The sequence below is a fragment of the Archangium violaceum genome, from assembly GCF_016887565.1.
Taxonomy (GTDB): domain Bacteria; phylum Myxococcota; class Myxococcia; order Myxococcales; family Myxococcaceae; genus Archangium; species Archangium violaceum_B.
On record NZ_CP069396.1, the window covers coordinates 10,485,873 to 10,512,560 of the forward strand.

The 26,688-nt window shown below is 69.5% G+C and carries 24 protein-coding genes; 11 read left to right on the forward strand and 13 right to left on the reverse strand.

The window, feature by feature from the left end; all coding sequences use genetic code 11:
* Positions 1-2: 2 nt before the first annotated feature.
* On the reverse strand, positions 3-1,256 hold the full coding sequence (locus JRI60_RS41680; protein ID WP_239470039.1) for a glucan 1,4-alpha-maltotetraohydrolase domain-containing protein: 1,254 nt from the start codon (positions 1,254-1,256) through the stop codon (positions 3-5).
* Between the two features lie 176 nt (positions 1,257-1,432).
* On the opposite strand from JRI60_RS41680, the gene JRI60_RS41685 reads away from it, so the two are divergent.
* Positions 1,433-1,780, forward strand: a complete 348-nt coding sequence (locus JRI60_RS41685; protein WP_204221628.1) for a hypothetical protein — start codon at positions 1,433-1,435, stop codon at positions 1,778-1,780.
* Positions 1,781-1,804: 24 nt separating this feature from the next.
* On the opposite strand, the gene JRI60_RS41690 is transcribed toward JRI60_RS41685, so the two are convergent.
* Complete coding sequence (locus JRI60_RS41690; protein WP_204221629.1) at positions 1,805-2,464, reverse strand: hypothetical protein; 660 nt, start codon at positions 2,462-2,464, stop codon at positions 1,805-1,807.
* Between the two features lie 66 nt (positions 2,465-2,530).
* Here JRI60_RS41690 and JRI60_RS41695 point away from each other — a divergent pair, with 66 nt between their 5' ends.
* Both JRI60_RS41695 and aat read left to right on the forward strand, forming a co-directional pair.
* Positions 2,531-3,370 (forward strand): LEA type 2 family protein, encoded by an 840-nt coding sequence (locus tag JRI60_RS41695; RefSeq protein WP_204221630.1) that lies wholly within the window; start codon positions 2,531-2,533, stop codon positions 3,368-3,370.
* Positions 3,370-4,056 (forward strand): leucyl/phenylalanyl-tRNA--protein transferase, encoded by a 687-nt coding sequence (aat, locus tag JRI60_RS41700; protein WP_204221631.1) that lies wholly within the window; start codon positions 3,370-3,372, stop codon positions 4,054-4,056. Before JRI60_RS41695 ends, aat begins: the two co-directional genes overlap by 1 nt.
* 9 nt (positions 4,057-4,065) lie before the next feature.
* Here the strand turns inward: aat and JRI60_RS41705 are convergent, their stop codons facing one another.
* From JRI60_RS41705 to glgX, 5 genes are all read right to left on the reverse strand, one after another.
* Positions 4,066-5,955, reverse strand: coding sequence for a two-component system sensor histidine kinase NtrB (locus tag JRI60_RS41705; RefSeq protein ID WP_204221632.1), 1,890 nt, complete (start codon positions 5,953-5,955; stop codon positions 4,066-4,068).
* Between the two features lie 110 nt (positions 5,956-6,065).
* On the reverse strand, positions 6,066-7,370 hold the full coding sequence (locus JRI60_RS41710) for a hybrid sensor histidine kinase/response regulator (protein WP_204221633.1): 1,305 nt from the start codon (positions 7,368-7,370) through the stop codon (positions 6,066-6,068).
* Positions 7,367-9,220, reverse strand: coding sequence for a two-component system sensor histidine kinase NtrB (locus JRI60_RS41715; RefSeq protein ID WP_239470040.1), 1,854 nt, complete (start codon positions 9,218-9,220; stop codon positions 7,367-7,369). The genes JRI60_RS41710 and JRI60_RS41715 overlap by 4 nt, the downstream gene beginning before the upstream one ends.
* A gap of 186 nt (positions 9,221-9,406) precedes the next feature.
* On the reverse strand, positions 9,407-9,886 hold the full coding sequence (locus JRI60_RS41720) for a hemerythrin domain-containing protein (protein ID WP_204221634.1): 480 nt from the start codon (positions 9,884-9,886) through the stop codon (positions 9,407-9,409).
* Between the two features lie 128 nt (positions 9,887-10,014).
* Positions 10,015-12,147, reverse strand: a complete 2,133-nt coding sequence (glgX, locus tag JRI60_RS41725; RefSeq protein ID WP_204221635.1) for a glycogen debranching protein GlgX — start codon at positions 12,145-12,147, stop codon at positions 10,015-10,017.
* Between the two features lie 246 nt (positions 12,148-12,393).
* On the opposite strand from glgX, the gene JRI60_RS41730 reads away from it, so the two are divergent.
* The 4 genes from JRI60_RS41730 (at position 12,394) to JRI60_RS41745 (ending at position 16,275) form a co-directional block, all read left to right on the forward strand.
* The gene (locus JRI60_RS41730) at positions 12,394-13,098 is read left to right on the forward strand and encodes a DUF4142 domain-containing protein (RefSeq protein WP_204221636.1); all 705 of its coding nucleotides are present in this window, start codon (positions 12,394-12,396) and stop codon (positions 13,096-13,098) included.
* Positions 13,099-13,327: 229 nt separating this feature from the next.
* Positions 13,328-13,729, forward strand: coding sequence for a hypothetical protein (locus tag JRI60_RS41735; RefSeq protein WP_204221637.1), 402 nt, complete (start codon positions 13,328-13,330; stop codon positions 13,727-13,729).
* 127 nt (positions 13,730-13,856) lie between these two features.
* On the forward strand, positions 13,857-14,039 hold the full coding sequence (locus JRI60_RS41740; protein WP_204221638.1) for a hypothetical protein: 183 nt from the start codon (positions 13,857-13,859) through the stop codon (positions 14,037-14,039).
* A gap of 145 nt (positions 14,040-14,184) precedes the next feature.
* Entirely contained in the window at positions 14,185-16,275 is a 2,091-nt protein-coding gene (locus JRI60_RS41745) for a cation:proton antiporter (protein WP_204221639.1), read from the forward strand.
* 65 nt (positions 16,276-16,340) lie between these two features.
* On the opposite strand, the gene JRI60_RS41750 is transcribed toward JRI60_RS41745, so the two are convergent.
* Positions 16,341-17,093: a hypothetical protein gene (locus JRI60_RS41750; RefSeq protein WP_343213360.1), complete on the reverse strand. Its 753-nt coding sequence runs from the start codon at positions 17,091-17,093 to the stop codon at positions 16,341-16,343.
* A 76-nt stretch (positions 17,094-17,169) separates the two neighbouring features.
* Here JRI60_RS41750 and JRI60_RS41755 point away from each other — a divergent pair, with 76 nt between their 5' ends.
* A complete protein-coding gene (locus tag JRI60_RS41755; protein WP_204221641.1) occupies positions 17,170-18,519 on the forward strand; it encodes a hemolysin family protein in 1,350 nt (449 codons plus the stop codon).
* 28 nt (positions 18,520-18,547) lie between these two features.
* Here the strand turns inward: JRI60_RS41755 and JRI60_RS41760 are convergent, their stop codons facing one another.
* The 4 genes from JRI60_RS41760 to glgA form a co-directional block, all read right to left on the reverse strand.
* Positions 18,548-19,363 (reverse strand): Uma2 family endonuclease, encoded by an 816-nt coding sequence (locus tag JRI60_RS41760; protein WP_204221642.1) that lies wholly within the window; start codon positions 19,361-19,363, stop codon positions 18,548-18,550.
* A gap of 151 nt (positions 19,364-19,514) precedes the next feature.
* On the reverse strand, positions 19,515-19,988 hold the full coding sequence (locus JRI60_RS41765) for a hypothetical protein (RefSeq protein WP_204221643.1): 474 nt from the start codon (positions 19,986-19,988) through the stop codon (positions 19,515-19,517).
* The gene (locus JRI60_RS41770; RefSeq protein WP_343213432.1) at positions 19,988-20,845 is read right to left on the reverse strand and encodes a serine/threonine protein kinase; all 858 of its coding nucleotides are present in this window, start codon (positions 20,843-20,845) and stop codon (positions 19,988-19,990) included. Before JRI60_RS41770 ends, JRI60_RS41765 begins: the two co-directional genes overlap by 1 nt.
* Positions 20,846-20,943: 98 nt before the next feature.
* On the reverse strand, positions 20,944-22,374 hold the full coding sequence (gene glgA, locus JRI60_RS41775; protein WP_204221644.1) for a glycogen synthase GlgA: 1,431 nt from the start codon (positions 22,372-22,374) through the stop codon (positions 20,944-20,946).
* A gap of 73 nt (positions 22,375-22,447) precedes the next feature.
* On the opposite strand from glgA, the gene pdxH reads away from it, so the two are divergent.
* Complete coding sequence (gene pdxH / locus JRI60_RS41780; RefSeq protein ID WP_204221645.1) at positions 22,448-23,044, forward strand: pyridoxamine 5'-phosphate oxidase; 597 nt, start codon at positions 22,448-22,450, stop codon at positions 23,042-23,044.
* A gap of 100 nt (positions 23,045-23,144) precedes the next feature.
* On the opposite strand, the gene JRI60_RS41785 is transcribed toward pdxH, so the two are convergent.
* Complete coding sequence (locus JRI60_RS41785; protein WP_204221646.1) at positions 23,145-23,837, reverse strand: SDR family oxidoreductase; 693 nt, start codon at positions 23,835-23,837, stop codon at positions 23,145-23,147.
* Positions 23,838-23,948: 111 nt separating this feature from the next.
* Here JRI60_RS41785 and hemG point away from each other — a divergent pair, with 111 nt between their 5' ends.
* Together hemG and JRI60_RS41795 are read left to right on the forward strand one after the other, a co-directional pair.
* Positions 23,949-25,313: a protoporphyrinogen oxidase gene (gene hemG / locus JRI60_RS41790; RefSeq protein ID WP_204221647.1), complete on the forward strand. Its 1,365-nt coding sequence runs from the start codon at positions 23,949-23,951 to the stop codon at positions 25,311-25,313.
* A gap of 264 nt (positions 25,314-25,577) precedes the next feature.
* Complete coding sequence (locus JRI60_RS41795) at positions 25,578-26,624, forward strand: sensor histidine kinase (RefSeq protein ID WP_204221648.1); 1,047 nt, start codon at positions 25,578-25,580, stop codon at positions 26,622-26,624.
* Positions 26,625-26,688 lie beyond the last annotated feature (64 nt).

Consider the following 26,688-nt stretch of genomic DNA (forward strand, 5'->3'; position numbering starts at 1 on the left):
GACTACTTCGTCCAGACGGCGTAGTTGGTGCCGGAGGTGGCCAGCGTCCAACCGGTGCCCGGAGACCAGTCCCCGGGGCCGATCTTCATGGCCACGCTGCCGCTGTTGCCGGTGATGATGGCGGCGTACTTGCTGGTGTCCGCGACCTGGATGCTCACCGCCGAGGTGGAGGTGATGCCCTTGGACTTGCGGATGGACATCAGCTTCTTGATCTGCGCGGAGTTGCCCCAGTCATAGAAGTGCACCCAGTAGACACAGGGGATGCCCGGGTGGGTGAGGATGTAGGCGTAGCCCTGCATCACCTTGTCGCTGGGGAAGGGCCAGTGGTTCTGACCGCTGCTGGGGTAGCTCGGGCCGGTGTCGTGGTTGTCGATGAAGGTCACCGACTTGGCCGCCCACCAGCCGATGGCGCCCGAGGGCTTGCCGGCGCTGTCCTTGAGCCGCCAGAACTCGTTGTACTGCACGGCCTGCTGGAGGATGCCCTTGGTGGTGAAGTCGAACACCGCCGATTTGCCACCCGTGGCGTCGATCCAGTTCATCAGCAGCTGCCGGTGGGCGTCGGGGTTGCCGAGGTTCAGGTCCGTCCACAGCTCGCCCACGGAGAAGTAGGGCACGGTGGCGGAGTTGTAGGCGCCCACGTAGGAGCCGGCGTAGCCCTTCACGTAGTCATAGCGCCAGCCGTCATAGCCGATGCTGGACTTGAGCCAGTTCATCCAGCCCTTGAGGTCGCTCTGGACGGTGGCGTGGGTGTGGTCCAGGTCGCGCGCGGCGCTGTAGCCGTCACCGGTGTCGGTGTTGCCGGTGGCGCCCGTCCACTCGTCCCCGCGCGTCACCGACCAGGAGCCCCAGGTGGGGTTGGTGAAGTCCGCCCAGTTGGTGGTGCCCACGCGGTGGTTGATGACGATGTCCGCGATGGCCTTCACGCCGTAGGTGTGCAGCGCGCCGATGGCCGACTTGAGCTGCGCCTCGGTGCCGTACTTGCTGTTCTGCACGTAGAGCTGCCGCGGCAGGTAGCCCTCGTTGGAGGCCGCGTCACTGGAGGGCGGCAGCCACACCATGGTGAAGCCGCTCGCGCCGATGTCGGAGGCCTTGCCCTGGATGGAGCTCCACCAGGGAGACGTCTGGTACGACGTCCAGTGGAAGCCCTGGAGCATCACGTCGCCGCTGTTGCCATCCAGCGGCCCCGCGAAGGCGGCGAACGGCGCCAGCACCAGGGACAGGGGAAGGACCGCACGAAACACGTTCTTCTGGAGCACTCGGTTCTCCGGGGTAGGGAGGGAAAGCGGGGAGGCGCTTTACTGCTCGTTTGCTGAGCAAGCGAGAGGCTCGGATATTAACGTCCGCGAAAGGACGGTCCCATCACAGCCCCATCGAAATCTTTTGGGATTGAAAAGGGTGGGGAGCGCGGCGCGTGGGGGTTAGGATGAGGGCCATGGCCGAACAGTCCCCTCCCTATTGGGTCCTCATCTCGGTCCTGTTCAGCTCGCAGCCGTTGTCGCCCGGGTTGGCCATGACGCTGCACCAGGCGGCGTACGACCTCTATCGGCGTGGCGACTCGGTGCAGCCCGTGGCGGGAGACCTGCTCACCGGCAAGGTGCACAACCTGCGCAAGGACGTGCAGATGGGCGCCATCGCGGGCCCCGCCTTCGAGGCGGAGATCGAAACGGAGCGCGGCTCCGGCGTGGTGCGCTTCCTACTCACCCGCCAGGGGCTGGAGATGATGGCGTCCGGCGCGCCCGTGGAGCCGCCCGCGCCGCCGCGCCCGCGCTACCTCAACTGAGCACGTCCGCCTCGCGGGCGGGCCTCAGTGCAACCGCACCTTCTCCGCGCGCTCCTTGCCCTGGGGCTTGGACTCCTTCGGCGGACGGGGCCGCTTGTGCGTCACCATGCGGGCGATGCCGTAATAGAGCTGCTCCTCGGTGTACACCTTGCGCACGTGGGGCGTGCCGGGGACGTAGGCCGGGCCGGGCCGCTCCAACCACTGCAGCACCTTTATCTCCCCCGAGTACGAGAACAGCTTCAGCAGCTCCGGCGGGCAGTGCTTGAGGTAGCGGCGCACCAGCGGCTTCAACCGGCGGGAGAACTCCTTGCCCAGCACCGAGTGCCTGCGCCCCGCGTGCAGCGTGCCGTCGAAGCGCCGCGACATGTGGAAGAGCTCGTGAATCACCGTCTCGATGCGCCCCTGGGCCGTGGAGGAGCGGAAGAAGAGCGGGCGCAGGGTGATGCAGTAGAGCATCCGCCGGCTGCGGATGCGGACGATGGGCTTGCGGCGTCCGGTGCGGTCCGTGCTGCGCCCACCCCGGAAACACAGCGGCTTCACCGTGCCCCGGGAGGCCCGCCGGGCCTCGCCCGCGATGACGAGGATGCGGCTGGCCCTCACATGGGAGAACTCGGGCATCTTCGCGGCGATGTCGCGGATGAGGGCGCGGACGGCCTTGTTGAGGTTCGGGCGACGAGGGGCCACGGTGTAGTCAACAGTGTACCTGAAAACCCCTTGAGGCCAGACGGAACCGGACCCACCTTGGCGGGCATGCGTTCCGCCCCGCGTGCCATCGTCCACCTCCTGACGCTCGCCGCCTGGGTCGCCGGGTGTGCCTCCACGCCATCCGCCGCGCCCGAGGGTGGCCCCGCCTCGCTCGAGGCCCAGGAGACCACCGTCGCCTCCCAGGGCCTCGCCGAGGTGACCCTCCGCTACGCCGGACAGCTCACCAGCCCCGGCCCCGCCGTGCTGGAGAAGGCCGACTACGAGCTCGTCTCCGACGGGCAGGTGGTGGAGAAGGGCTCGGCGCCGCTGGGGGTGACACTGGCCCCCGGGGCCGCCACGCCCTTCGCCTTCCAGGCCGAGGCCGCCTACGTACGGGGCACGGAGGACCTGCGGGCGATGAGCCAGCGGGGAGGGACGGTGCTCCTGGCGCTGCGCGGCGTGCTGACGGTGCGCTCGGGCGACACCGTGCGGACGCTGCCCTTCGCCGCCTCGAGACAGGTGCGCGTGCCGCGGCTGCCCGAGGTGCGCATCGAGAGCCTGGAGGGGGCGCGCTACTCGGAGGAGAAGGTGGACCTGCTGCTGCGGCTGGGGGTGCGCAACCCCAACCCCTTCCCGCTGCGGATGGATGGCCTCAGCTGGGCCGTCACCGTGGGAGGCCGGAAGCTGGGCGAGGGGACGCAGGGCAAGTACGACACCGTGGACGCGGCGGCCACTGGAGTGTATCCCGTGGAGCTGGCGGTGACGACGGAGACGTGGGGGCAGGACGTGAGGGCGCTCATCGCCAAGGGGACGCTGCCGTATGAGGTGGCGGGTGAGCTCACGGGCCCGCTGGTGCGCGTCCCCTACTCGCTGTCCGGAGACGTGAAGCTCAACGTGTCGCGGTAGTGCCCATCTATTTCCTCGGAGAAGACCCGGAGCTCTTCCCTCCCCCGGAGAAGGCGGACCGCAGCGGCCTGCTGGCGGTGGGGGGAGACTTGAGTCCCCAGCGCCTGCTGGCCGCGTACTCCCAGGGCATCTTCCCCTGGTACAACGAGGGCCAGCCCGTCCTCTGGCACTCGCCGGATCCGCGCTTCGTGCTGGAGCCGGACAAGCTGCACGTGGGCCGCTCGCTGCGCAAGACGCTCAAGGCCGGTGTCTACGACATCCGCTGGGACACCGCCTTCGAGCACGTCATCACCGAGTGCTCCCGCGTGCCGCGCCCCGGGCAGAACGGGACGTGGATAACGGACGAGATGCGCGAGGCCTATGTCACCCTGCACGAGCTGGGCTTCGCGCACTCGGTGGAGGCCTGGGCGGAGGGCGAGCTGAAGGGCGGCTTCTACGGCGTGTCGCTGGGGGCGGCCTTCTTCGGAGAGAGCATGTTCGCCCACGCGCCGGACGCCTCGAAGGCGGCCTTCGTCACCGCGGTGGAGCGCTTCCGCGAGTGGGGCCTGCACTTCATCGACTGTCAGGTGGAGACGGAGCACCTGGCGCGCTTCGGCGCCGAGCACTGGCCGAGGAAGCACTACCTCCAGGCGCTCGCCCGGGCCCTGGAGGAGCCCACGCGGCGCGGGAAGTGGACGGGCACCTGAGCCGGCGGCTCACCCCGCCGCCCGGGTGGAGGCCTCCGGACTCCCCTGGGCCTTCGCGGCGCCATCCATCGGCAGCTCGAGGGTGAAGGTGGCCCCCTGGCCGAGGCCGGCGCTCGTGACGAGGAGGGCGCCCCCCATCTCCTCGGCCGTCAGCGCGCTGATGTGCAGCCCGAAGCCGTGCCCCTCCTTCTTCGTGGTGAAGCCCTGGGTGAAGAGCCGCTCGAGGTTCTCCGCGGAGATGCCCACGCCGTTGTCCCGCACGGAGATGCGCAGCCGCTCCCCGTCCCGCTCCACGCGGATGTCCAGCTGCTTGTCCTCGCGCTGGCTGTCCAGCAGCGCGTGGCGCGCGTTGCTCACCAGGTTCACCAGGATTTGCAGCAGCTTGTGCCGGTCCACCACCACCGGCGGCAGCTCGGCGTACTCGCGCCGCAACTGGATGCCCAGCCGCTCGAAGGACACCGCGTGCAGGCGCAGCGCGTCGTCGATGAGCTCCGGCATGGACACCCGCTCCATCACCCCGGAGAAGCGGGCGTTCTTCTGCTGCATGCTCACCACGAGCTTGATGTGGTCCACGCTGTCGCTCAGCCGCCGCATCTCCTCCAGCACCGTGTCCCGCTCCCGTGAGAGCTGCTCCCCGAGCGCCTGGAGGTAGGCCGGGAGCTGCCGGCCCCGGACGTCCTTCGTGAAGAAGGTGGTCAGGTCCGCCTCGTGCTCCCGCAGCAGCTCCGCGCTCTTCACCAACCCGGCCAGGCGCAGGCTCCCCATCCGCTCGGTCACGAGGTGGGCCGACACGTTCACGCTGTTGAGCGTGTTGCCCACGTTGTGCAGCACCCCGGTGGCGATCTCCGCCATGCCCGCCCGCCGCGACACGTCCAGCAGGCTGCGGTGCATCTCGCTCAACCGCGCCTCGGCGTCCTTGCGCGCCGTGATGTCACGGCCGACGAAGAGCGCCCCCACCACCTGCCCCCCCTCCCCCAGCACCGGGCTGATGAGCGTCTCCAGCGTCACCCGCCGACCCCCCAGCTGGTAGTTCGACTCCACCCGCACGCGCTGCCCGGAGAGCGCCTGCTGGAGCCGCTCCCGCATGCGCTCGCGCCGCTCTGGAGGAAAAGCCTCGAGGATGGACCGGTCCGGCGGCCCATCCTCCACCCGGAACTCGGGGAAGAACGTCCGCACCGCCTGATTGGCGGTGATCAACCGGCCCTCCCCGTCGAGCGCAACCACCATGTCGTCCGTGCTCTCGATGAGGCTGGTGAGCTGCCACTCCCGCTTGCTCAGCACCGACAGGGTCCGTGTGAGAGCCGTGTGGGACTCCTGGCGCGCCAGGACGTGGAGCGAGTTCAGCGCCCAGCCCCCCAGGAAGGAGCCGCCGGCCAGGACGCTCATCATCCGCGACATCTCGTCCGGGAAGAGCGGACGCGACAGGTCGAAGCCCACCTGGAGGAGCGGTTGGAGCAGCAGCGCGTTGAGCCCGAAGAGCAAGGTGAAGAGCAGTCCCAGCCGGACGCCCAGCAGATAGGCCGCCAGCGCCGGGAGCAGCATGTGCGCCGAGTGCGTGGCCGCCTGCTGCGTGCCCATGGACAAGGAGGCGGCGATGATGCCCACCGACAGCAGGGAGCACAGCAGCAGCGAGGGCAGCCGGGGTGAGCGCGATCGGCGCGCCAGCACCAGCACGCCCACGTAGCCCGCCAGGACCCCGGGTCCCGCCACCAGGAAGAACGAGCGGAGCGGCGAGCTCAGCCCGGAGAGCGACATCTGCGCGGCCATCACCAGGTTGAGGACCGTGGCGCCCACCAGCACCCGGTAGCGGCCGAGCTCCTCCGGAGGCAACCGCCGCTGCTCCTCCGACAGGAAGCGATCCAATACCCCCAGGAACCACGCTCGCGAATCCCAGCGCATCGCTGTCCCCCCAGCCCGTGCGCGCGGTGACCGGCCTCTCGCGGTACGGCCCAGGGGGAATGATGAAGAAGAATCTGCCCCCGGGCAATGAAGCCCGGGGGGGCGAAGTGTCACACCGAGAACTCCCCCTTCCGCGAGGGCGCGGCGGGCAGCAGCACCCGGAAGGCGGTGCCTCGGCCCGGCGTGCTGTCCACGGTGATGTCTCCCCCCAACCGCGTCACGATTCCGTGACAGATGGACAAGCCGAGCCCCGTGCCCGTCCCCACCGGCTTCGTCGTGAAGAAGGGCTCGAAGAGGCGGCCCAGGTTCTCCGCTGGGATGCCGCAACCATTGTCGCGCACCTCCACCTCCACCCGGCCGTCCGCGCCCCGCCGCAGGCCCAGGTGGATGGAGGGCTCGGCGCGGCCCGCCAGGGCATGGGTGGCGTTGATGATGAGGTTGAGGAACACCTGCCCCAGGCCGTGCTCGCTGCCCAGCACGAGCGGCACCTCCTGGAAGTCGCGGACCACGCGGATGCCCGGGCGCAGCGCCTCGCCCGTCATGGAGAGGGACAGCTCCAACACCGCGCGCACGTCCACCGGCTCGCGCGGCGGCTCATCCATCCGGGCGAAGAGCCGCACGTCCTGGACGATGCGCGCGATGCGCTCGGCCCCGAGCACGGCGTCCTGGCAGGAGTCGCGCAGCTCCTCCCGCATCTCCACGCCCTCGTCCATGCACGGCAGGGACGCGAGCCCCCGATGGACGTGGCGCAGGTTGGACAGCACGTAGCTCAAGGGGTTGTTGACCTCGTGGGCGAGCCCCGCCGACATCCGCCCGAGCGCCTCCAGCTTCTGCGCGTGCAGCAGCCGCGCGTTGGCCTCCTCCAGCGCCCGCGTCCGCTCCGCCACCGCCCGCTCCAGGTCCTCCATCCGCTGGTGGCTGGCGCGCAGCAGCTCCCACTTCTCGCAGAGCGCGTGCGCCATCTGCCGCACCTCCATGTTGTCGAAGGGCTTGCGCAGGATGAGCAGCCGCTCGTTGGCGCCCAGCTTCTTCGCCAGGTCCTCCCACGAGTAGTCGGAGTGCGCGGAGCAGAGCACCACCTGCAGGTCCGCCTCCTCCCGCCACATCCGCAGCGTGGCCTCCACCCCGTCGATTCCCGGCGGCATCCGGATGTCCACGAAGGCCATGGCATACGGGCGCCCCTCGCCCATGGCGGCCCGCACGCGCCGCACGCCCTCCTCCCCGTTCGTCGCCGAGTCCACCTCGAAGGCGGAGACCCGCACGCGCCCCGGGACGGACCCGAAGAGCATGGACTCCATCGCATCCAGCTCCGCGAGGTCCTCTTGATGGGCGAGGATCTTCCGGAAGTCCTGGTGGATGGACGGGTTGTCGTCGACGACGAGGATGCGCCGGCCATCCCTTGTGTCCGCGTTCATTCCATGGCCTCCCTGCTCGCCTGCTCGCGCAGGGGCAGCTCGATGATGAAGGTGGCGCCCTGGCCGGGCCCGGCGCTCTCGCAGCGCAGCTGACCTCCCAGCTCCTCGGCCGCCAGCGCGCTGGCGTGCAGCCCGAAGCCATGCCCACCCTTCTTCGTGGTGAACCCGTGCGCGAAGAGCCGCTCGAGGTGCTCCGGCGAGATTCCCACCCCGTTGTCCTCCACTTCGATTCGCAGCACCCGCTCCGCCCCTTCCCGCCGCACGTGGATGGACAGCTGCTTGTCCTTGCGCCCGCTCTCCATCAGCGCGTGCCGCGCGTTGCTCAACAGGTTCACGAGGATTTGAAGCAGCTGGTGCCGGTCCACCAGCACCGCGGGCACCTCGGCGTAGTCGCGCTGGACGCGGATGCCCAGCTGCTCGAAGGAGGTCGCGTGCAGGCGCAGCGCGTCGTCGATGAGCTCCGGCACCGGTACCTCCTCCACCCTGCCGCCGAAGCGCGCGTTCTCCTGCTGCATGCTTACCACGGACTTGATGTGCTCCACGTTGCGCGCCAATCCCTGCATCTCCACCAGCAACCGCTCGTGCTCCTTCATCAGGTGTTGCGACACCGAGGCGAGGTACTCCGGAAGCCGGCGTCCCCGATCGTCCTCCAACAAGAAGGCGGGCAGCCGCGCCTCGTGCTCGCGCAGCAGCTCCACCGCGCGCACCAGCTGGGGAGCCCGCGAGCCGCGCAGCCCCTCCATGACGAGCGTGGCCGCGACGTTGACGCTGTTGAGCGTGTTGCCCACGTTGTGCAACACGCCGGTGGCCACCTCCGCCATGCCCGCCCGGCGTGACATGTCCACCAGGTTGCGGTGCAGCTCGTCCAGCCGGGCCTCGGCCCGCTTGCGCTCGGTGACGTCCCGCCCGAACAACGTCACCCCCACCGCCCGTCCCTCCTCGCCCTGGATGGGGTGCAGGGAGAGATCCAACGTGATGGGGCGCCCCTCCTGCTGGAAGGGGATTTCATAGCGGACGGGCTGCCCTCCCAGCGTCCGGGCCAGGGCCGCGCGCCACGTGGCCCGCGTCTCCTCCGCGGACTCCTCGTCCAGCGCATCCCCCCGCTTCACCTCCCGTCCGAACGCCCGGCGGAACATCCGCCTCGCCGCCGCATTGGCGATGACGATGTTCCCCTGTGGGTCCAGAGAACACACTGGATCATCCGTGTTTTCCAGGAGGCTGCGCAGCGTGCGCTCGTTCTCGCGCACCGTGGCGATGGCCTCGTCACGCGCGTAGCAGAACAGCGCGCTCACCCCCCAGCCGAGCAGCAGGACGAAGGCATCCATCACGCCCGAGGCCCACTGGCCAGGCCGGGCGAAGAGCGGCTCCAGGGTGCCGAACCCCGTCAGGCTGAGGGGGAGGAAGACACTGGCGTTGAGACAGAAGAACGCCGTGACGACGAGCCCCGTGCGCACCCCCATCAGGTAGACCGCCAGGGCCGGGATGAGCATGGCCGTCGCGTGCGAGGCGATGGCGGGATGGGGCATCGCGAAGGTGGCACCGATGTAGCCGGCCACGAGCAGGCAGCACACCAGCATCGACGCGGGCCGGAGGGAGCGCCCCCGGCGCAGCACCCCCAGCACCATGCCGAAGAACGCCGCCATCACCAGGCCCAGCGCGAAGCGCGGAACGCTCACCTCCCGGAAGAACGACGCCGACAGCGCCAGCACCAGGTTGAGGAGCACCACACAGAGCGTGCACCCCACCAGCACGCGGTAGCGGCCGAGCTCGTCCGGCGGCAGCTGGCGCTGTCGCTCCGTCAGGAACGCATCCAGCCGCCCGAGCAACCACGCACGAGGCCCTTGGCCCATGACGAGAGATTCCTTTGGCTCTGGCATCCCGGATGGTCGGTCCGTGAGTGTCCATTAGAGGACCCTCTTTATATCGCACACGAGCGGCCCCCATGACAAAAGCCACGAGCCCACCAGGGGGCCCGTGGCTTGCCTGAAGTCCGCTCGCGCCCACGCCCTGCTTGCGGGACGCAGTCGCCTGCTCGCTCACATCACCGGGGGTGGGGACTCCTGATGCTCGGCCATGCGCAGCAGCTCTCGGTTGCGCCAGCTGTCGATGGCCCGCTGCATGTCGTCGCGCATGGAGACCAGGTCGTCGCGGTTGGCCACGGACTCCACCTTGGGGAACAGCGCGCGCTCCTCCTGTCCCACATGCTCGGTCACCATCCGCTCCAGACGCGAGCACAGCTCCATCAGCCTCGGGTCGTTCTGCTTGACCTGGAGGAGCTCCGACACGAGCCGCTTCACCTCGGCGTGGTCCTGGAAGGACTCGTCGATGAGGCCGTCCACGCCCTGCTCCCGGGCGAAGGGATAGAACAACTGCTCCTCCAGCGCCGCGTGGATGGTGAGCGCCTCGGCCACCTTGCCCAGCAGGGAGATGCGCTCGTCCTCATCGCTGGCCTTGAGGCGCCGGAACAGATCGTCGACTTCCCGGTGCTGCTGCTTCAGTAGTTCGATCGCGCTCACGGTTTTGGCTCCTTGGGGTCTTTCCCCGCCGGATTTCGTCCCCCGCCACACACTCCGCATGCTGGAGACGGGGGACAATCGGCGGGGAGCCCCGGCCCTCACACCTGCCCGCCTGGAAGGCGGCCGTGTCAGTCGCGAGCCACCTGACGGAAGACGGCCAGGGAGCGGCCGGTCAGCTCGAAGTGGCCGGAGGGCACCGGCTCCTCGGGGCCCCGCTTGTCGTCCGCGGTGTAGAACTCGATGACCCACCGGAAGCCCTCGGCCGGAGGAGGCACGGTGAAGCGCACGGGCTCGTGGTGGGCGTTGAGCAGCACCAGCAGTGCGTCGCCGATGATGCGCTGGCCGCGCTCGTCGGGCGTGGGGATGGCGTCACCGCCCAGGAGGAACGCGAGGGAGCGGACGAAGGGCTTTTCCCAATCCCCCGCGTCCATCTCCGTGCCATCCGGGCGGAACCAGGTCAGGTCCTTGTACTCCGAGTCCCAGATGTGTTTGCCCTGGAAGAAGCGGCGGCGCTGCAGCACCGGCTGGCGGTGGCGGAACTGGATGAGCCGGGAGGTGAACTCCAGCAGGGCCTCGCGGCGCTTGTCGAGGTTCCAGTCCACCCAGGACAGCTCGTTGTCCTGGCAGTAGGCGTTGTTGTTACCGCCCTGGGTGCGCCCCATCTCGTCGCCAGCCACCAGCATGGGCACGCCCTGGGAGAGGCAGAGCGAGGCGAGCAGGTTGCGCTTCTGGCGCTCGCGCAGGGCGATGATGCCGTTGTCCTCCGTCTCGCCCTCCACGCCGCAGTTCCACGCCTGGTTGTCGTCGGCGCCGTCACGGTTGTGCTCGCCGTTGGCCTCGTTGTGCTTGTGGCTGTAGGTGACGAGGTCGTGCAGGGTGAAGCCGTCGTGGGCGGTGACGAAGTTGATGCTGGCCTGCGGGCGGCGCTTCGCCTCCTGGTAGAGGTCCGAGGAGCCCGTGAGACGGTGGCCCACCTCGCCCGCGAGGTTCTCGTCGCCCTTCCAGTAGCGGCGCAGCGCATCGCGGTACTTGCCGTTCCACTCGCGCCAGGGCGCGGGGAAGCCGCCCACCTGGTAGCCGCCGAGCCCCACGTCCCACGGCTCGGCGATGAGCTTCACCCGGCCGAGCACCGGATCCTGGTTGATGATCTGGAAGATGGGGGCATGGGGGGAGAACTCACCCTTGCCCACGCGGCCGAGCACGGTGGCCAGGTCGAAGCGGAACCCGTCCACGTGCATCTCCTCCACCCAGTAGCGCAGGGAGTCGACGATGAGGCGCGCCGCCTGCGGGTTGGAGGCATTGAGGCTGTTGCCGCAGCCGGTGAAGTCCAGGTAGTAGCGCGCCTCGGGCATCAGCCAGTAGTAGGAGACGTTGTCGATGCCCTTGAGCGACAGCGTGGGCCCCAGGTGGTTGCCCTCGCAGGAGTGGTTGTAGACGACGTCGAGGAGCACCTCGATGCCGGCCGAGTGCAGCGCCTTCACCATCGCCTTGAACTCGTTGACGGCGGCGCCGGGAGTCTGGCGGCTGGCGTAGCGCTGCTCGGGGGCGAAGTAGCAGAGGGTGTTGTAGCCCCAGTAGTTGGACAGCCCCTTCTCGCCGAGGAAGGAGTCATCGGCGAAGGCGTGCACCGGCAGCAGCTCCACCGCGGTGACGCCCAGCTTGAGCAGGTGCTCGATGACGGCCGGGTGGGCGAGGCCCGCGTAGGTGCCACGCTGGTGCTCGGGGACCTTGGGGTGGCGCATGGTGAGGCCCTTGACGTGGGCCTCGTAGATGACGGTCTTGCGCCAGGGCACGTCCGGACGGCGCTCGTTGCCCCAGTCGAAGTAGTCACCCACCACCACGCTCTTGGGCATGCCCGCGGCGCTGTCCCGCTCGTCGCGCATGAGGTCCTGCTGCGCGTGCCCGAGCGGGTAGCCGAAGACGGGCTGGGACCAGTCCACCTCGCCATGGAGCGCCTTGGCGTACGGGTCCACCAGCAGCTTGAAGGGGTTGCAGCGCAGCCCCTTCTGCGGCTCGTACGGCCCGTGGACGCGCAGACCATAGAGCGTGCCCGACTCCAGTCCCGGCACGTAGCCGTGCCAGACGCAGTCGGTGACGCCCGGCAGGTCGAACCGCTCCACCTCCTTGGAGGGGTCCTGCGGGTCGAAGAGACACACCTCGACACGAGTTGCAGCCTGGGAGAAGACCGCGAAGTTCACTCCCGTCCCATCGAAGGTCGCGCCTCGCGGGTACGGCTTGCCCGGCCATACTTCCCTGGTCATAGACGTCGGAATCCTTTCCAACACGGTGCTTGGGAGATGTGTGTGCCCGGGGAATCTGTGCGTGGAGGTCCCGCTATTCAAGGACTGCACGCTTCGTCCGACCCGGGACAGACGGAGTGTCCAGCAACCAGCGGCCAGGGCACCCCACCGTACGGTTCCGCACGCACGGGACCTGGGGACACTCGAAGGATCTCCACCCGCTCGTCCAAGGTGCGCGCCGCCTTTCAAGGGAAAGGGAGAACGCACATGAAGCGGATGATTCAGGGTTTCCTCGTCGCGGGTACGCTGGTCCTCGGTGGCTCGGCGCTCGCGCAGCAGGGGGCCAAGGCCCAGGGCAAGGGCGGCACGGCCGAGTACCGGGGGTTCGTCGTGCCCACCGACACGAAGGCCCTGCTCGAGCGGCTGCACTACACCAACCAGCTGGAGATCAAGCTGGGCAAGCTGGCCCAGCAGAACTCCACCAACCCGGACGTGAAGTCCTTCGGCGAGACCATGGTGCGTGAGCACACCGACGCCGACGAGAAGCTGATGTCCTATGCGCAGAGCCAGGGCATCAAACTGGCGGACATGCCCAAGCCGATGAACGACATGGAGAGGAAGGCCATGGCGGCCGACAAGGCCGTCACGGAGGAGCTCCAGGCGCTCAAGGGCGCGCCGTTCGACTCCTGTTACATCGCCAACCTGGTGGGAGACCACGACGCCACGCTCGGCAAGCTGTTGGCCGGCCGTCAGGCGATCGGCACCGACAACGCGCAGCTCACCACGCTGGTGGATGACCTGACCCAGCACGTGGCGCAGCACCGGCAGCAGGCCTACTCCGTGCTCAGCAAGTTGAACCCGCAGGCGACGGGCGTCGGCGGCGCGGGCAGCGACATGCAGCCGGAGAGCGAGTCGGGCACGGGCGGCCACATGGGCACGCACCCGGGCGGCGGCACCCAGCCGAAGAAGTAGTCGCGGTCCCCGGCCGGGCCCCGGCGCGTCGGAGAAGACTCCCTCGCGCCGGTCCCCGGTGGGAGGCCGGCCCCCCGGGCATACCCGCCGCATGCCTGCATGGAGGGCGCGAGAGCGTCTTTCCCTGGTGCGCTCCTGATGGTAGTGGAAAAGGAAGAGCACCTCCTTCATGGGAATCGCTGACAGCCCATATCGGCGCGATCGACAGAGCGCCCGATGGACGGTCCTGGTGGGCGCGACTTGCGCCCTGACCCTGGCCGTGCTGGTCGGCGTGTGCTCGGCGGATGCTGGCGCTCGTGTGAGCACGGAGCCCCGAGGGCCCTCCGTGGCGCAGGGGTCCCAGCGGAAGAGCTCGGTCTCGGCCGATCTCCCCGGGAGCCAGGAGCGGCTGGTCGGCGTCCATGATCCATCGGTCCATGGCCGGCTGGAGCTGTCCCGGACGCCCCACAAGCCCACCCCACATCCCAAGCGAGCCGATCCACGCCTCGAGCTCGCGGTGCGGCAGGAGGCCCGGCTCGCGACACTGACGCGCACGCTCTTGTCGTGCACGTGGAGCGTGAGCCAGGGCCGCATCGCGGATCGGCCGGTGGTCGCCAACTGTCCCGCGCAAGGACCTCCGCGGACCGCGTGACGCTCCGGTCCCAGAGGTAGAGACGCGCTGGCCGCACGCATGGCTCGGTATACGAGACGGGTGTGCCCGCGCGTCGTGAATCCATCCCTTCGCCGCGCCAGCAGGACTGGCGCACGAGAGACACGCCTTGCGCGCAGAACACGATCTTTCCAAGTCCCCCGCCCCCCTCGAGTCCCCCTCGCCAACGACCCCGGAGGCACCCGTCCCGAGCGAGTTCCACGCCCCATGGCAGACGTCGCGGCTCATCCTGGCCCTGATCGTCTGCCTGGGCATCATCTTCGCGGCCGTGGCGTACGAGAAGTTCGGCTGACGGGCGAGTGAGCGACTCCCCGGGCGCCGACCCCAACCCGGCCATGCGGACGGGGTCGGCGCCACTTTCCATGTCCCCCCCGCGCATCTGGCGAGGTGGGTCAGCACATTGATTTCCAGCGGTACTTCTCAGCGGGTGATTGGCGATGCACGGAGCTCACGATTTCCTCAAGGCCCTGGCGATGGTCCTCTGCGTCGCGGCGGTGACGTCCGTCGTCTTCCAGCGACTGCGTCAACCCGTGGTGCTGGGGTACATCCTCGCGGGGCTCATCATCGGCCCCCATGTGCCCATTCCGCTCGTCGCGGACGCCACCATCGTCCAGACCCTGTCGGAGCTGGGCGTCATCCTGCTCATGTTCTCGCTCGGGCTGGAGTTCAGCCTGCGCAAGCTGTTCCAGGTCGGCCCGACGGCGGGGCTCACGGCCGTCATCCAGTGCAGCCTGATGATCTGGCTCGGCTTCGTGGTGGGCCGGGCCTTCGGGTGGACGGCGCGCGAGAGCATCTTCACCGGGGCCATCATCGCCATCTCCAGTACGACGATCATCGCCAAGGCGTTCGACGAGCAGGGCATCCAGGGCAAGCTGCGCGAGCTGGTGGTGGGCGTGCTCATCGTCGAGGATCTCATCGCCATCCTGCTGATGGCGGCGCTCACGGCGATCTCCACGGGAGCGGGGCTGTCGGCCGGTCAGTTGACCCTCACCGTGGGACGGCTGGCCCTGTTCCTGGTGGGGCTGGTCGCGGTGGGCCTGCTGCTCGTGCCGCGCACGGTCCGCGCGGTGCACCGCCTGAACCGCCCGGAGACGCTGCTGGTGTCGAGCGTCGGCATCTGCTTCGCCACCGCGCAGCTGGCGCAGGAGTTCGGCTATTCGGTGGCGCTCGGCGCGTTCCTCGCGGGCACGCTCGTGGCCGAATCGGGGAAGGAGAAGGACGTCGAGCACCTGGTGCAGCCGGTGCGCGACATGTTCGCGGCCATCTTCTTCGTGTCGGTGGGAATGCTCATCGACCCGGGGCTCATCGCCCAGCATTGGGTGGCCGTGGCCGTGCTGACGCTGGTGGTCATCGTCGGGAAGCTCGTGGGTGTCGGGCTGGGCGTGTTCCTCACCGGCAACGGGACACGCACGGCGATCCAATCGGGCATGAGCCTGGCGCAGATCGGTGAGTTCTCCTTCATCATCGCCGGCCTGGGCCTGTCGCTGAACGCCACGGGGACCTTCCTGTACCCGGTGGCCGTGGCCGTGTCCGCCATCACCACGCTGACCACCCCGTTCCTCATCCGGGCCTCGGGGCCGGTCGCCAACTACGTGGACCGGAAGCTGCCCGGACCGCTCCAGACGTTCGCCGCCCTCTATGGGACGTGGGTGGAGAACCTCCGCGCCGCGCCCCCGAGGCAGACGGTGGGCGCGAAGATCCGCCGCACCATCCGCCTGCTGCTGCTCGACTCGGCCCTGCTCACCGCGCTCGTCATCGGGACGTCCGTCGCCCTGAAGAGGATCTCCCTGGCCATCGAGAGCACGGTGGGGCTGAGCGCCTCGGTGGCGCGCCTGCTGGGCATCGGGCTCGCGGTCGTCCTCGCGATTCCCTTCGGCGTGGGCATCATCCGGATGGCCCGCCAGCTGGGCGTGCTGCTCGCGGAGACGGCCCTGCCCGCCTCCACGGCGGTGAAGGGCAGGCTGGACCTGGCCGCGGCCCCGCGCCGCGTGCTCGTGTTGACGCTCCAGCTGGCGAGCCTCCTCATCGTGGGAGCCCCCATGGTGGCCCTCACGCAGCCCTTCCTCCCTGGCGTCCAGGGCGCGGTCGCGCTGTTGCTGCTCCTGGTGGTGTTCGGCGTGGGGTTCTGGCGCAGCGCCACGAATCTCCAGGGACACGTCCGGGCGGGCTCCCAGGTCATCGTCGAGACGCTCGCGGCCCAGTCCCACGGGGGGAGCACGAAGGCGCACGATGCGAGCCTCGAGGCGCTCCACCCGGTGCTGCCCGGGTTGGGCGAGCCGACTCCCATCCGGCTCATGGCCTCCAGCCCGGCGGTGGGGCGGACGCTCGCGGAGCTGAACCTGCGAGGGATGACGGGAGCGACGGTGCTCGCCATCAAGCGCGGCGAGGGGGGCGTGGTCGTTCCCACGGCGAACGAGCAACTGCGCGAGGGAGACATCCTGGCGCTCGCCGGCACGCATGACGCGATCGACGCGGCACGAAGCGTGCTCGATGGAAGCGGAGCCCAGCCCGAGCAGGCGGTGCCCTGATCGGGTTGCGCATGCACCCTCTCCCTCTGGGAGAGGGGACATCCACGGGACCCACTCCAACTGACTCAGGGCATGGGGTCGCCGGGCTTGCCCGCGTCGGGAGGCTCTGGCCGCCGCACGGTGGCGCGGTCCTCCAGCGGGACGCGCCCCACGGACTGGCGGAACAGCTCCCACAGCGCCCGGCGGTGACCCTCCGGGGTAGCAGTGCCATCCAGCACCGCGCCCGCCCCGCGGTAGCTCACGGTGAGGCCCGAGCCCTTCAGCGCGCTCGTCAGCGCCGCGAGCTGGTCCTGCAGGACGGGCAGCTCGAAGGTGAGCTCCAGATCGCGCGCCAGATACACGTCCGTCTTCAGCAGCGCGCGCAGGGCCTCGCGGCAGCGCACGTCCTTCACGTGGACCGTCAGGGAGCGCTCGGAGCCCTCGGTGGCCTTCAGCCCCGGGCAGGCCTTTCGAGCCGCGGCGAGCAGCTCCGCGGAGGGCTCGGGCTCGGGGGGCCGCCCTGGCGCGCCCACCCCCAGCCGCCACACGGCGAACTTCCCCTCCGCGTACAGCAGCAGCAGCGTGCGCCCCGGCTTGAGGGGCGTGAGCAACAGCTCGTTGCTGCCCTGGAGCACCTCCGCGGTGACGACGGAGGGGTCCTCCACCTCCACCCAGTCCACCGCGCTCAGCTTGTGGAAGCGCTCCTTACCCGGCTCCAGAGAAACCGAGAGGTCCACGGGCCAGGCCGAGGCGCGCGGGGCGGAGAGTGTCAGCAGGAGGACGGACAGGGGGGGGAGCAGCCGGAAGAGCCCCCGCCGGAGGGAGCGGGAGCGGCTCACTGGTGGACGCACACGCATCGGGATTCTCTCGGAAAGTGTGCGTGTGCTCTTACCACGGGGTATGTAGAGAAGCCGTATGCCTCCTACCTGGGCCCTCTGGACTGCCTGCCTGGCCCTCGTCTTCACCCGAGGATTCATCGCCGCCGCCGAATCGGCCCTGTATGGGACCTCGGACCTGAGCGCGCAGGAACTGGCCAAGACGGCCCCGGTCTCTGGTGGCCGGGTGCTCCGGCACAAGACGGAGCGGGAGGCCACCGCCACCGCGCTGCGAGTGGGCATGGTGCTCAGCGGCTTCCTGGCCGCCGCCATCGGGGCCTTCGTGCCGCCGCAGTTGCTCAACTTCACCCGTCTGGGCGAGGCGCCCTGGCTGAGCGTGGCCACGGTGCTGGCCGGCTCCCTGCTGGTGGGCCTGCTGGCCACGCTCGTCGAGGTGACGATGCGCGGCCTGGCCAACGCCGGCCCCGAGCGCTGGGCGCTGCGCCTGTCGTGGCTGGTGTCGCTGCTCGTCCTGCTCTTCTACCCGCCCATGCGCCTGCTCATGGGGCCCATCAACCTGGTGGCGCGCGGCTTCGGGCGCACCCTGCGCTTCGAGCCCCCGCCTCCGCCGCTCGAGGAGCTGGAGAAGCTGCTCGCCGCCCAGGCGGCCAAGGAGGAGGTGGACCAGAGCGCGCCCCAGCTCATCCGCTCCATCTTCGAGCTGTCGGACAAGCGCTGCCGGGACGTGATGGTGCCGCGCACGGAGGTGGTGTGCGTGGACATCTCCACCCCGCCGGAGGAGGTGCTGCGCCTCTTGGCGGAGGAGAACCACTCGCGCATCCCCGTGTACCGGGACGACGTGGACCACATCCTCGGCGTGCTGCACGCGAGAGACCTCATCCCGCTGCTGCAGCACCCCGAGCTCATCGTCCTGCAGGACACCATCCGGCCCGCGCACTTCGTCCCATGGCTCAAGCCGATTGGAGACCTGCTACGCGAGATGCAGCGCAAGAAGATCCACATGGCCATCGTGGTGGACGAGTACGGCGGCTTCATGGGGATCGTGACGTTGGAGGACATCCTCCGGGAGATCGTCGGAGACATCGGCGACGAGTTCGAGGTGGAGGAGAAGCAGGTGGAGAAGCAGCCCGACGGGAGCTTCCTGGTGGACGCGGCCCTGGAGGTGGATCAGTTCACCCAGGCCTTCGGCTTCCCGCTGCCGGAGGGCGACTTCGACACGCTGGGCGGCTTCCTGTCCTCGCTGGCGGGCCACCTGCCGGACGTGGGCGAGCGCTTCACCTTCAACGGCTGGGCCTTCACCGTCCACGCCAAGGAGGGTGCGCGCATCGACCGCGTGCGGATGATGCGGCTCAAGACGCCCACCAAGGAGCCCACGCCGCCCAAGGAGCCCCCGACCAAGGAGCCCGCGGGCCAGGAGCTCAAGGCCTGAGCGTCAGTCGAACGCCAAGCCTCGGGAGTCAGCGACGGCGACCGCGCAATCGCTCCAGCTCCGAGAGGGCCTCGGCCAACCTGCGCTCGGACTCCTCGCGTCGGTGAGCCTCCTGGGCGAGCCGCTGCTCCAGCTCGGCGCGCACCTGGGCCTCCTCGGTGCGGTGAGCCTCCGCCTCTCCCACCATCCGCTCGAGCGTGGAGATCATCTCGTCCGCTTCCGGCAGCGCCGCCCGGCCGTGATAGAAGCGCAACCGCTCGCCCTCGAGCTGCAACTCCAATCCGAGCACCTCGGACGTGTAGAACCCCTGCTGCGGCACGATGGGCTGGTAGACGCGCCGCCCCTCCCCGGCCAGGCGCCAGCCGGTCAGCTTCAGCCGCCCCCGGTCGAAGAGGAAGTACTCGCGGATGCCGAGCCGGGCGAAGCGCTCCACGTTCCGCTCCAGGTCCTTGCGCCGCTCGCCCGCGACATGGATTTCCAGGGCCAGGTCGAGCCCCCTGCCCTCGGCGCTCACCACCCAGCGCATGCGCGAATGGGGCTCCACGTCCATGACGGCGATGACGTCGGGAGCGAACATGCGCTCGCCCGGGTAGTACACGGGCAGCTCGCACCCCAGGTACACCTTGCGTCCGATGCGGGAGAAGAAGCCCCCCAGCACTTCGCGCGCACGCACCTTGGCGTCGAAGTGCGGGTCTCCTTCAGGAGGATTGGCCTCGGAGACCGGAAACTCGGACGGCAGGCTGTCGAGGATGCGGGCGCGCTCGTCGGGCATGAGCCGCTCCCAGAGCTCCTGGGGGGGCGCACGCGGGTCGTCCGGATCGACGCGATAGGAGTCAGCGCACATGGTGCTGTAGACACACTAAGTCCCTCCAGGGAGGTGACCAAGGGGGGTCGGCGAACAAGCGTCCACCTGCCCCCAACCCCACCTTGGACATGGGGCCAGGAGACGTGACTTTAGCGGTCAGGTCAAGCCGTCCGATACCCTGCGCCGAGCCTCACTCCGGCGCGAGCACCATGGGCCGGAAGTACTGGAGCCGCAGGGTGCGCTCGGCGCGGAAGGGCAGCAGGCGCACCGTCTCTCCACCGAAGTTGAGCGCCACGCCGCCGCCCACCTCCACCCGCCACGTGCGCGGAGGAACCTCGCTCCCGCCCGGCTCGGACTGGAGCGGGAAGGACACCGTCAGGGTGCGGCGCTCGTCCGAGGCCAGGCGCAGGCTCACCCCGCGCGTGCCCACCGCGTAGCGCCGGCCATCCATCCGCAGCTCGAAGTCCACCCCCGTCACCTCCGCGTCCCAGAAGGTGGGGTTCTCCACCTCCAGGCGCAGGGTGAGCTCACCCGGGCCCTTGGGGGAGAAGGCGAGGCCCACGTCCTCCACCTTCACCGCCTGGTCCATGGCATGCGGGCGCAGCGTCACCCCGGCGCACCCAGCGAGCCACGGCAGCACGAGCAGCGGCGCGAGCCAGCGCATCAGCCCCCCAGGAGCGGCTTGAGCGCATCCACCGTGAGCGGCCACCCGGTGCGGCGCGACAGCACCTCCAGGGCGCGGATGAACTCCGCCGCCGACTGGAAGCGGCGCGCCTTGTCCGCGAAGAGCGCCTTGCGCACCACCTGCACCGCGTAGTCCGGCAGCTCCGGCTGCACGCTGGACAGCAGCGGCGCCCGAGCGTCGCGCACCCGGTGCATCAGCTCCGCCTCGCCGTCCCCGGTGAACAGGCGCCGGTTGGACAGCAGCTCCCAGAGGATGACGCCCACCGAGTACAGGTCGCTGCGCGTGTCCACCGGCTGGCCCAGCACCTGCTCCGGGCTCATGTACGACACCGTGCCGCGCAGCGCGCCCGTGTCCCCGCGCATCACCCCTTCCACGTCCGCCACGCCGAAGTCGGTGAGCTTCACGTCCCCGGCCACGCTCAGCAGGATGTTGGCGGGGTTGACGTCGCGGTGGACGATGGTGGCACCGCCCTCGCCCGCCTTGGCGCGGTGGACGTAGTCCAGCGCCTTGAGGACGCACCAGGTGATGTAGCAGGCCGCCGCCGGAGGCATCGCTGCGCCCGCCTTCATCAGCAGCTCCTGCATGAAGCCCAGCGTCCGGCCCGCCACCAGCTCCTGCACCATCAGGTAGTCCGGCCCGGCCTTGAAGAGACGGAAGGTGCGGACGATGTGCGGGTGGCGCAGGCGCACGGTGAGCTTCGCCTCGTCGACGAAGGCCTTCACGTACGCGCCATCGTTGCGGTACGTGGGCAGCAGCCGCTTGAGCACCACCTCCTCGGGCTCCCCGGGCGAGCGCTGCGTCGAGGCCTTCGCTCGCACCTGGAACACCTCGGCCATCCCGCCTACCGCGAGCCGGCCGATGACCTCATAACCTCCCAGGTCCGCTGCTTGTTGCGACACGATTCGAGCCTACTCCGCTTTTCGTTGGAGCCGCACTATTCCGTCAGCAGGGAGGCGAAGAGGCGCTCGTATTTCCGGGCGGAAGCGGCCCAGGAGAAGTCCCGGCCCATGCCCCTGCGCCGGAAGGACAGCAGCCGCTCCGGCTCGGCGTAGAGGGCCTGGGCGCGCCGCAGCGCCGCCAGGAGCGCCGCCGGGTGGAAGGCCTCGAAGAGGATGCCATCCCCGTCCATGCTTCCGTCCACCGTGTCCACGAGTCCACCGGTGGCGCGGACGATGGGCACGGTGCCGTAGCGCAGCGAGTACATCTGGTTGAGGCCGCACGGCTCGTAGCGGCTGGGCATGATGAAGAAGTCCGACCCCGCCTCCACCAGGTGGGACAGCCCCTGGTCGAAGCCGATGTACGTGCCCACCTGCTCGGGGAACTGGTGCTGGAGGGCGCGCAGCCCGTCCTCGAAGCGGGCCTCGCCGCTGCCCACCGCGACGAAGCGGATGTCGGACTGGAGGGCCTGGGGCATCACCTCCAGCAGCAGGTCCACGCCCTTCTGCCAGGCCAGCCGCGAGACGATGCCGAACACGGGGGCGTCGGTGTCCTCGCGCAGCCCGGCCTGGCGCAGCAGCGCGCGCCGGCAGACGGCCTTGCCGCTCAGGTCGTTGGCCCCATAGCGGGCGGGGAGATACGTGTCCGCCTCCGGGTTCCACTCGTGCACGTCGATGCCGTTGATGATGCCGGTGAGCACCCCGCGCCGGCGGCGCAGCAACCCATCGAGGCTGGCACCGCCCTCGGGCTCCTGGATCTCCTTGGCATAGGTAGGCGAGACGGTGGTGAGGGCGTCGGAGAACTGGATGCCGCCCTTGAGGAAGTTCACCGCGTCCCAGAACTCGAGCCCGTGCTCGGCGTTGAAGAGGTCCCACGGCAGCCCGAGCTCGTCCATGACGTGCTTCCCGAACTGGCCCTGGTAGGCGAGGTTGTGGATGGTGAGCACCGTCTTGGAGCGGGCCAGGGCGGTGCCCTGGAAGCCGCGCTGGAGCGCCACGGCCGTCAACCCGGTCTGCCAGTCGTTGAGGTGGATGATGTCCGGGAAGAAGCGCAGCCGCTGGGCGAGCTGGAGGGCGCCGATGGAGAGGTAGGCGAAGCGCCGGTGGTTGTCACCGAACTCGCCCCAGGTGTCGCCGTAGATGCCGGAGCGGCCGTAGAAGTGCTCGTTCTCCAGGAAGAGGATTTCCAGGTTGGGGGCCTGGCGGAGGGAGAGGATGGGACCGCGCTCGAGGCCGAAGGGGAAGCGCAGCTCCAGGTGGTGACCGGTGGGGGTGAGACGCGAGTCCTGGATGGAGGCGTACCGGGGGGTGACGACCTTGACCTCGTGGCCGAGCGCCGCGAGCTCCGCGGGAAGGGCACCGGCTACGTCCCCGAGCCCACCCGTCTTGGAGAAGGGTGTGACTTCGGAGGCCACGTAGAGAATCTTCATGAAATGAGACGATGCCGTGTGTGACGGGCGAGTCAACCCAAACACGCGGCTCGCACTCTGGGAGTGGGTTGGTATGGTAGGGGGCGTGGAGCTACCCAAGGATCCGATCGAACGTTTCGCGGCCCTCTATGAGGAGGCGAAGCGCGTCATACCGGTGGACCCCAACGCCATGGTGGTGGCGTCGGTGGGGCCTGACGGCAAACCGTCCACGCGCGTGGTGCTGTTGAAGGACTTCGACGCGAGGGGCTTCGTCTTCTACACCAACCTGGAGAGCCGCAAGGGGCGGGAGCTGCTGGCGCACCCGTGGTCAGCCCTGTGCTTCTTCTGGCAGCCGCTGGAGCGGCAGGTGCGGGTGGAGGGGCGGGTGGAGCGGGTATCGGACGCGGAAGCGGACGCATACTTCCAGAGCCGGCCGAGGGGGAGCCAGGTGGGGGCGTGGGCGAGCCTGCAGAGCCAGCCGTTGCCCTCGAGGGAGGAGTTGGAGGCGAGGGTGGAGGAAGTGACGCGCAAGTACGAGGGCAAGCAGGTGCCGAGGCCCGCGCACTGGTCGGGACTGAGGGTGGTGCCGGAGCGAATCGAGTTCTGGCACGCGAGACCGAGCCGTCTGCATGACCGGCTCGTCTACATAAGGGAGGGAAGCGGCTGGAGAACGGAAGTCCTCTACCCGTAGTCCCCGTCCCCCAGCCCCCAACACCCCCCAACAACCCCTCTCCCCCTGGGAGAGGGACGGGGTGAGGGTATAGAGGAACCCGGGTTGGACCCCGAGTCCCTTACCAGGGCAACTCCTGCCCATCGTGGTCGAAGAACCGGCCCCCGTGCTCATCGGAGAGCCGGTCGATGACTTCGAGCATGGAGCGAACGGACTGCTCGGGGCGAAGAGGAGCCTGGGGCCCGCCCATATCGGTCTGGACCCAGCCCGGGTTGAGGGCGATGGTGACGAAGCCCTCGCCGCGCAGCTCCAGGTGCATGTTGCGCATGGCCATGTTGAGGGCGGCCTTGGAGAGGCGGTAGCCGTAGAACCCGCCCATGCCGTTGTCGGCGATGGAGCCCATGCCCGAGGTGATATGGACGACGCGGCGCGCCGAACCGAGCCGCAGTGAGGGCAACAGAGCGGCGGTGAGACGCAGGGGCCCGAAGGTGTTGACGGCGAGGGTGCCGGCGACGTCGTCGAAGTCGAGTCCGGACAGGGGCTGGTTCTTGCCGAAGACGCCGGCGCTGTTGATGAGGACGTCGAGGGGCTGGCGCTCGCCCAAGGAGGCGGCGAAGTCCCTCACACTCCGAGGATCCGAGACATCGAGCGGGTGGACGCGGAGGCGGCCGTCGGAGGAGCGAGCGAGCTCCTGGAGGTGGCGGGCGTCGGAGGGGGCGCGGACGCCCGCGTCGATGGAATCACCCCGGTGGAGCAACTGACGAACGAACTCGAGACCCAGACCGCGACTGGCTCCTGTGATGGCATAGCGCATGGCCCCATTAAATGTGCCTTGGGGCTGCAAAGACATGACGCCTCGCGGCACTTGACCGGGGAGTGATGACCGGTTGAAACCGGTATTTGCACCAGGAGTGGAACCAGTCACATGAGCGTCGTGATCATCGGAGGAGGGGTCAGCGGGTTGACACTGGCCCATGGGCTGCGCGCGAGGGGAGCCGAGGTGACGCTGTTGGAGGCGGGGGCGCGGCTGGGGGGCAACATCCAGACGAGGAAGAGGGAGGGCTTCATCACGGAGGCGGGCCCGAACAGCTTCGTGGACCGGGAGCCGAGCCTGAGGGAGCTGGCGGCGAGCCTGGGAATCGAGGGGCGTATCCGAGCGGCGGACCCGGGGGCGAAGAGGCGCTACCTCTACACGCGAGGGAAGCTGAGGGCGCTGCCGATGTCGCCGCCGGCCTTCCTGAAGTCGGACATCCTCCCACTGGGAGCGAAGCTCCGGATGGCGGGGGAGCTGTTCACGCGGCGTGCGCCCGAGGGGGACGAGTCGCTGGCGGCCTTCGGGCGCCGACATGTGGGGAAGGTGGCCACAGAGGTGCTGGTGGATGCGATGCAGACGGGCATCTACGCGGGGGACGTGGAGGCGCTGAGCGTGGGGGCGGTGTTCCCGCGGGTGGTGGAGCTGGAGAAGAAGCACCGGAGCCTGGTGCTGGGCATGGCGAGGGCGAGGGCGGAGGAGCGCAAGGCGCTGCCGCCGGGAGAGGGGGCGCCGAAGCCGTCGGGGGCGGTGTGCTCGTTCGACGGAGGCCTGGAGGTGCTGGTGGAAGCGCTGGCTCGGGCGCTGGGGCCTGCGGCGCGGACGGGTGCGCGAGTGACGGGGCTGAGGCGGGAGGGGACGGGCTGGAAGCTGGCGGTGGAGGAGCACGGACGGCAGGCGGAGCTGGAGGCGGACCAGGTGGTGCTGGCAGTGCCGGCGTACGTGGCGGCGGGGCTGCTGAGGCCGCTGGACGAGAAGCTGGCGACGCGAATGGAGGGCATCGCGTACGCGCCGATCGCGGTGGTGCACCTGGGCTTCGCGCCGGGCTCGATGCCGCCTCCGGACGGCTTCGGCTTCCTGGTGCCCACGGTGGAGCGGAGACGCATCCTCGGCACGATCCACGCCTCGTCGACGTTCCCCTGGCGGGCGGAGGGAGGACGCATCCTCTATACGTGCATGGTGGGAGGGGCGAAGAGGCCGGACCTTGTGGAGCTGGACGAAGAGGCGCTGGTGACGCTGGTGCGCGAGGAGCTGCGGGAGCTGGCCGGGGTGACGGCCGAGCCCATCTTCTCGGAGGTCATCCAGTGGAAGCGGGGCATCCCCCAGTACAACGTGGGGCACCTGGACCGGGTGGCGGCGATCGACGAGGGAGTGGCGCGCTGGCCGGGGCTGCACCTGACGGGCAACGCCTACAAGGGCATCGGCATCCTCGACTGCATCGTCCACGCGAAGTCGCTGGTGGACACGCTCGCGCGCTGAGGCTCGGGGGAGACCGTTCACGGGTGGCATCCGACCGCTCGCCGGGACGGTCTCCCATGTCAGGGGCGGACGAGACACTCTCCGGATGACCCCCACACCGGAGCCAACCATGCGCGCCTCGCTGCTCGTGCCCCTGGCCGTCGTCCTCTTCCCGCTGGTTCTGCTGGGTGCGCTGGCACTGGGCGCCAGGGAGACCCGGGAAGCGAGCCCGTGAGCCTCACCGCCTGGGCCGGGACCGGGTGGTATGCTGGGACGCGGTCCACCATGAACGAAGGCTCCATCGTCCGCGCCACGCTCAAGGCGCTCCTGGTGCCCAGGCGGCTCATCCCGATCGTGCTCGTGAGCCTGCCGCTGGTGGCGGCGCAGGCGCGCTTCAGCCACCAGAGCATGGCGGGCCCGCTGGGCGTGCTGATGTGCGCCGTGTGCGTGGCGGTGGCCCCGGTGTCCTACCGCGTCATCTTCCCCGAGGGACTCGACTTCAGCCACGGAGGCATCCGGCTGCTGCTCTACGCCACGGTGGGAGTGGGCGTCGTGCTCTCGGTGGGCGTGGTGCTGCCGCAGTTGCTGGACATCGGGCGCACCTTCCTGACGGACCGGTACAGCCTGGCGGTGTGCATGGCGCTGTTCCTGGTGGGCGGATGGGGACTGGGGAGGGACATCGGCTTCGAGGAGAGCCTCGCCCGAGAGAGGGCCCGTGCGGCGCGGCTCGAGCTGGAGGCGGAGCAGGCGCAGCTGCTGGCGCTGCGCAGCCACCTGGATCCGCACTTCCTCTTCAACACGCTGAACGCCATCGCTGAGTGGTGCCAGACGGATGGAGCGGTGGCCGAGGCGGCCGTGCTGAGACTCTCCGCCATGCTGCGCAGCGTGCTGGCCGGGGTGAGGGCCGCCACCTGGCCGCTGGAGCGCGAGCTGGAGCTGGTGCGCACGCTGTTCGACCTGCACCTGCTGAGAGATCCGGGCCTCTTCCAGCTCTCGGTGGAGGTGGAACCAGGCCTGGAGTCATTCCCCGTACCGCCGCTGGTGCTGCTGCCACTGGCGGAGAACGCGGTGAAGCACGGGCCCGCCGCCGGCCACCGCGGGCCCATCACCCTCACGGTGAGGGCACGAGGCGACGAGCTCGCCTTCACCCTGGAGAACCCCGGCGCCTCCAAGGGGCCGCGCGAGGGAAGCAGTGGACTGCCCACGGTGGAGCGCCGACTCGCGCTCGCCTACGCCGGACGCGCGAGCCTCGCGCTGACCAGCGAAGCCGAGCGCACCCGGGTGGCCGTCACCCTGCCCCGCTCCGGCCCCGTGCCCGGCATCATTACTTGAGCGGACTCAGGTTCCCTTTTCACTGTATTGCCGGAGTGAGTGCCGGTTGGTCATGTCCTTCAGC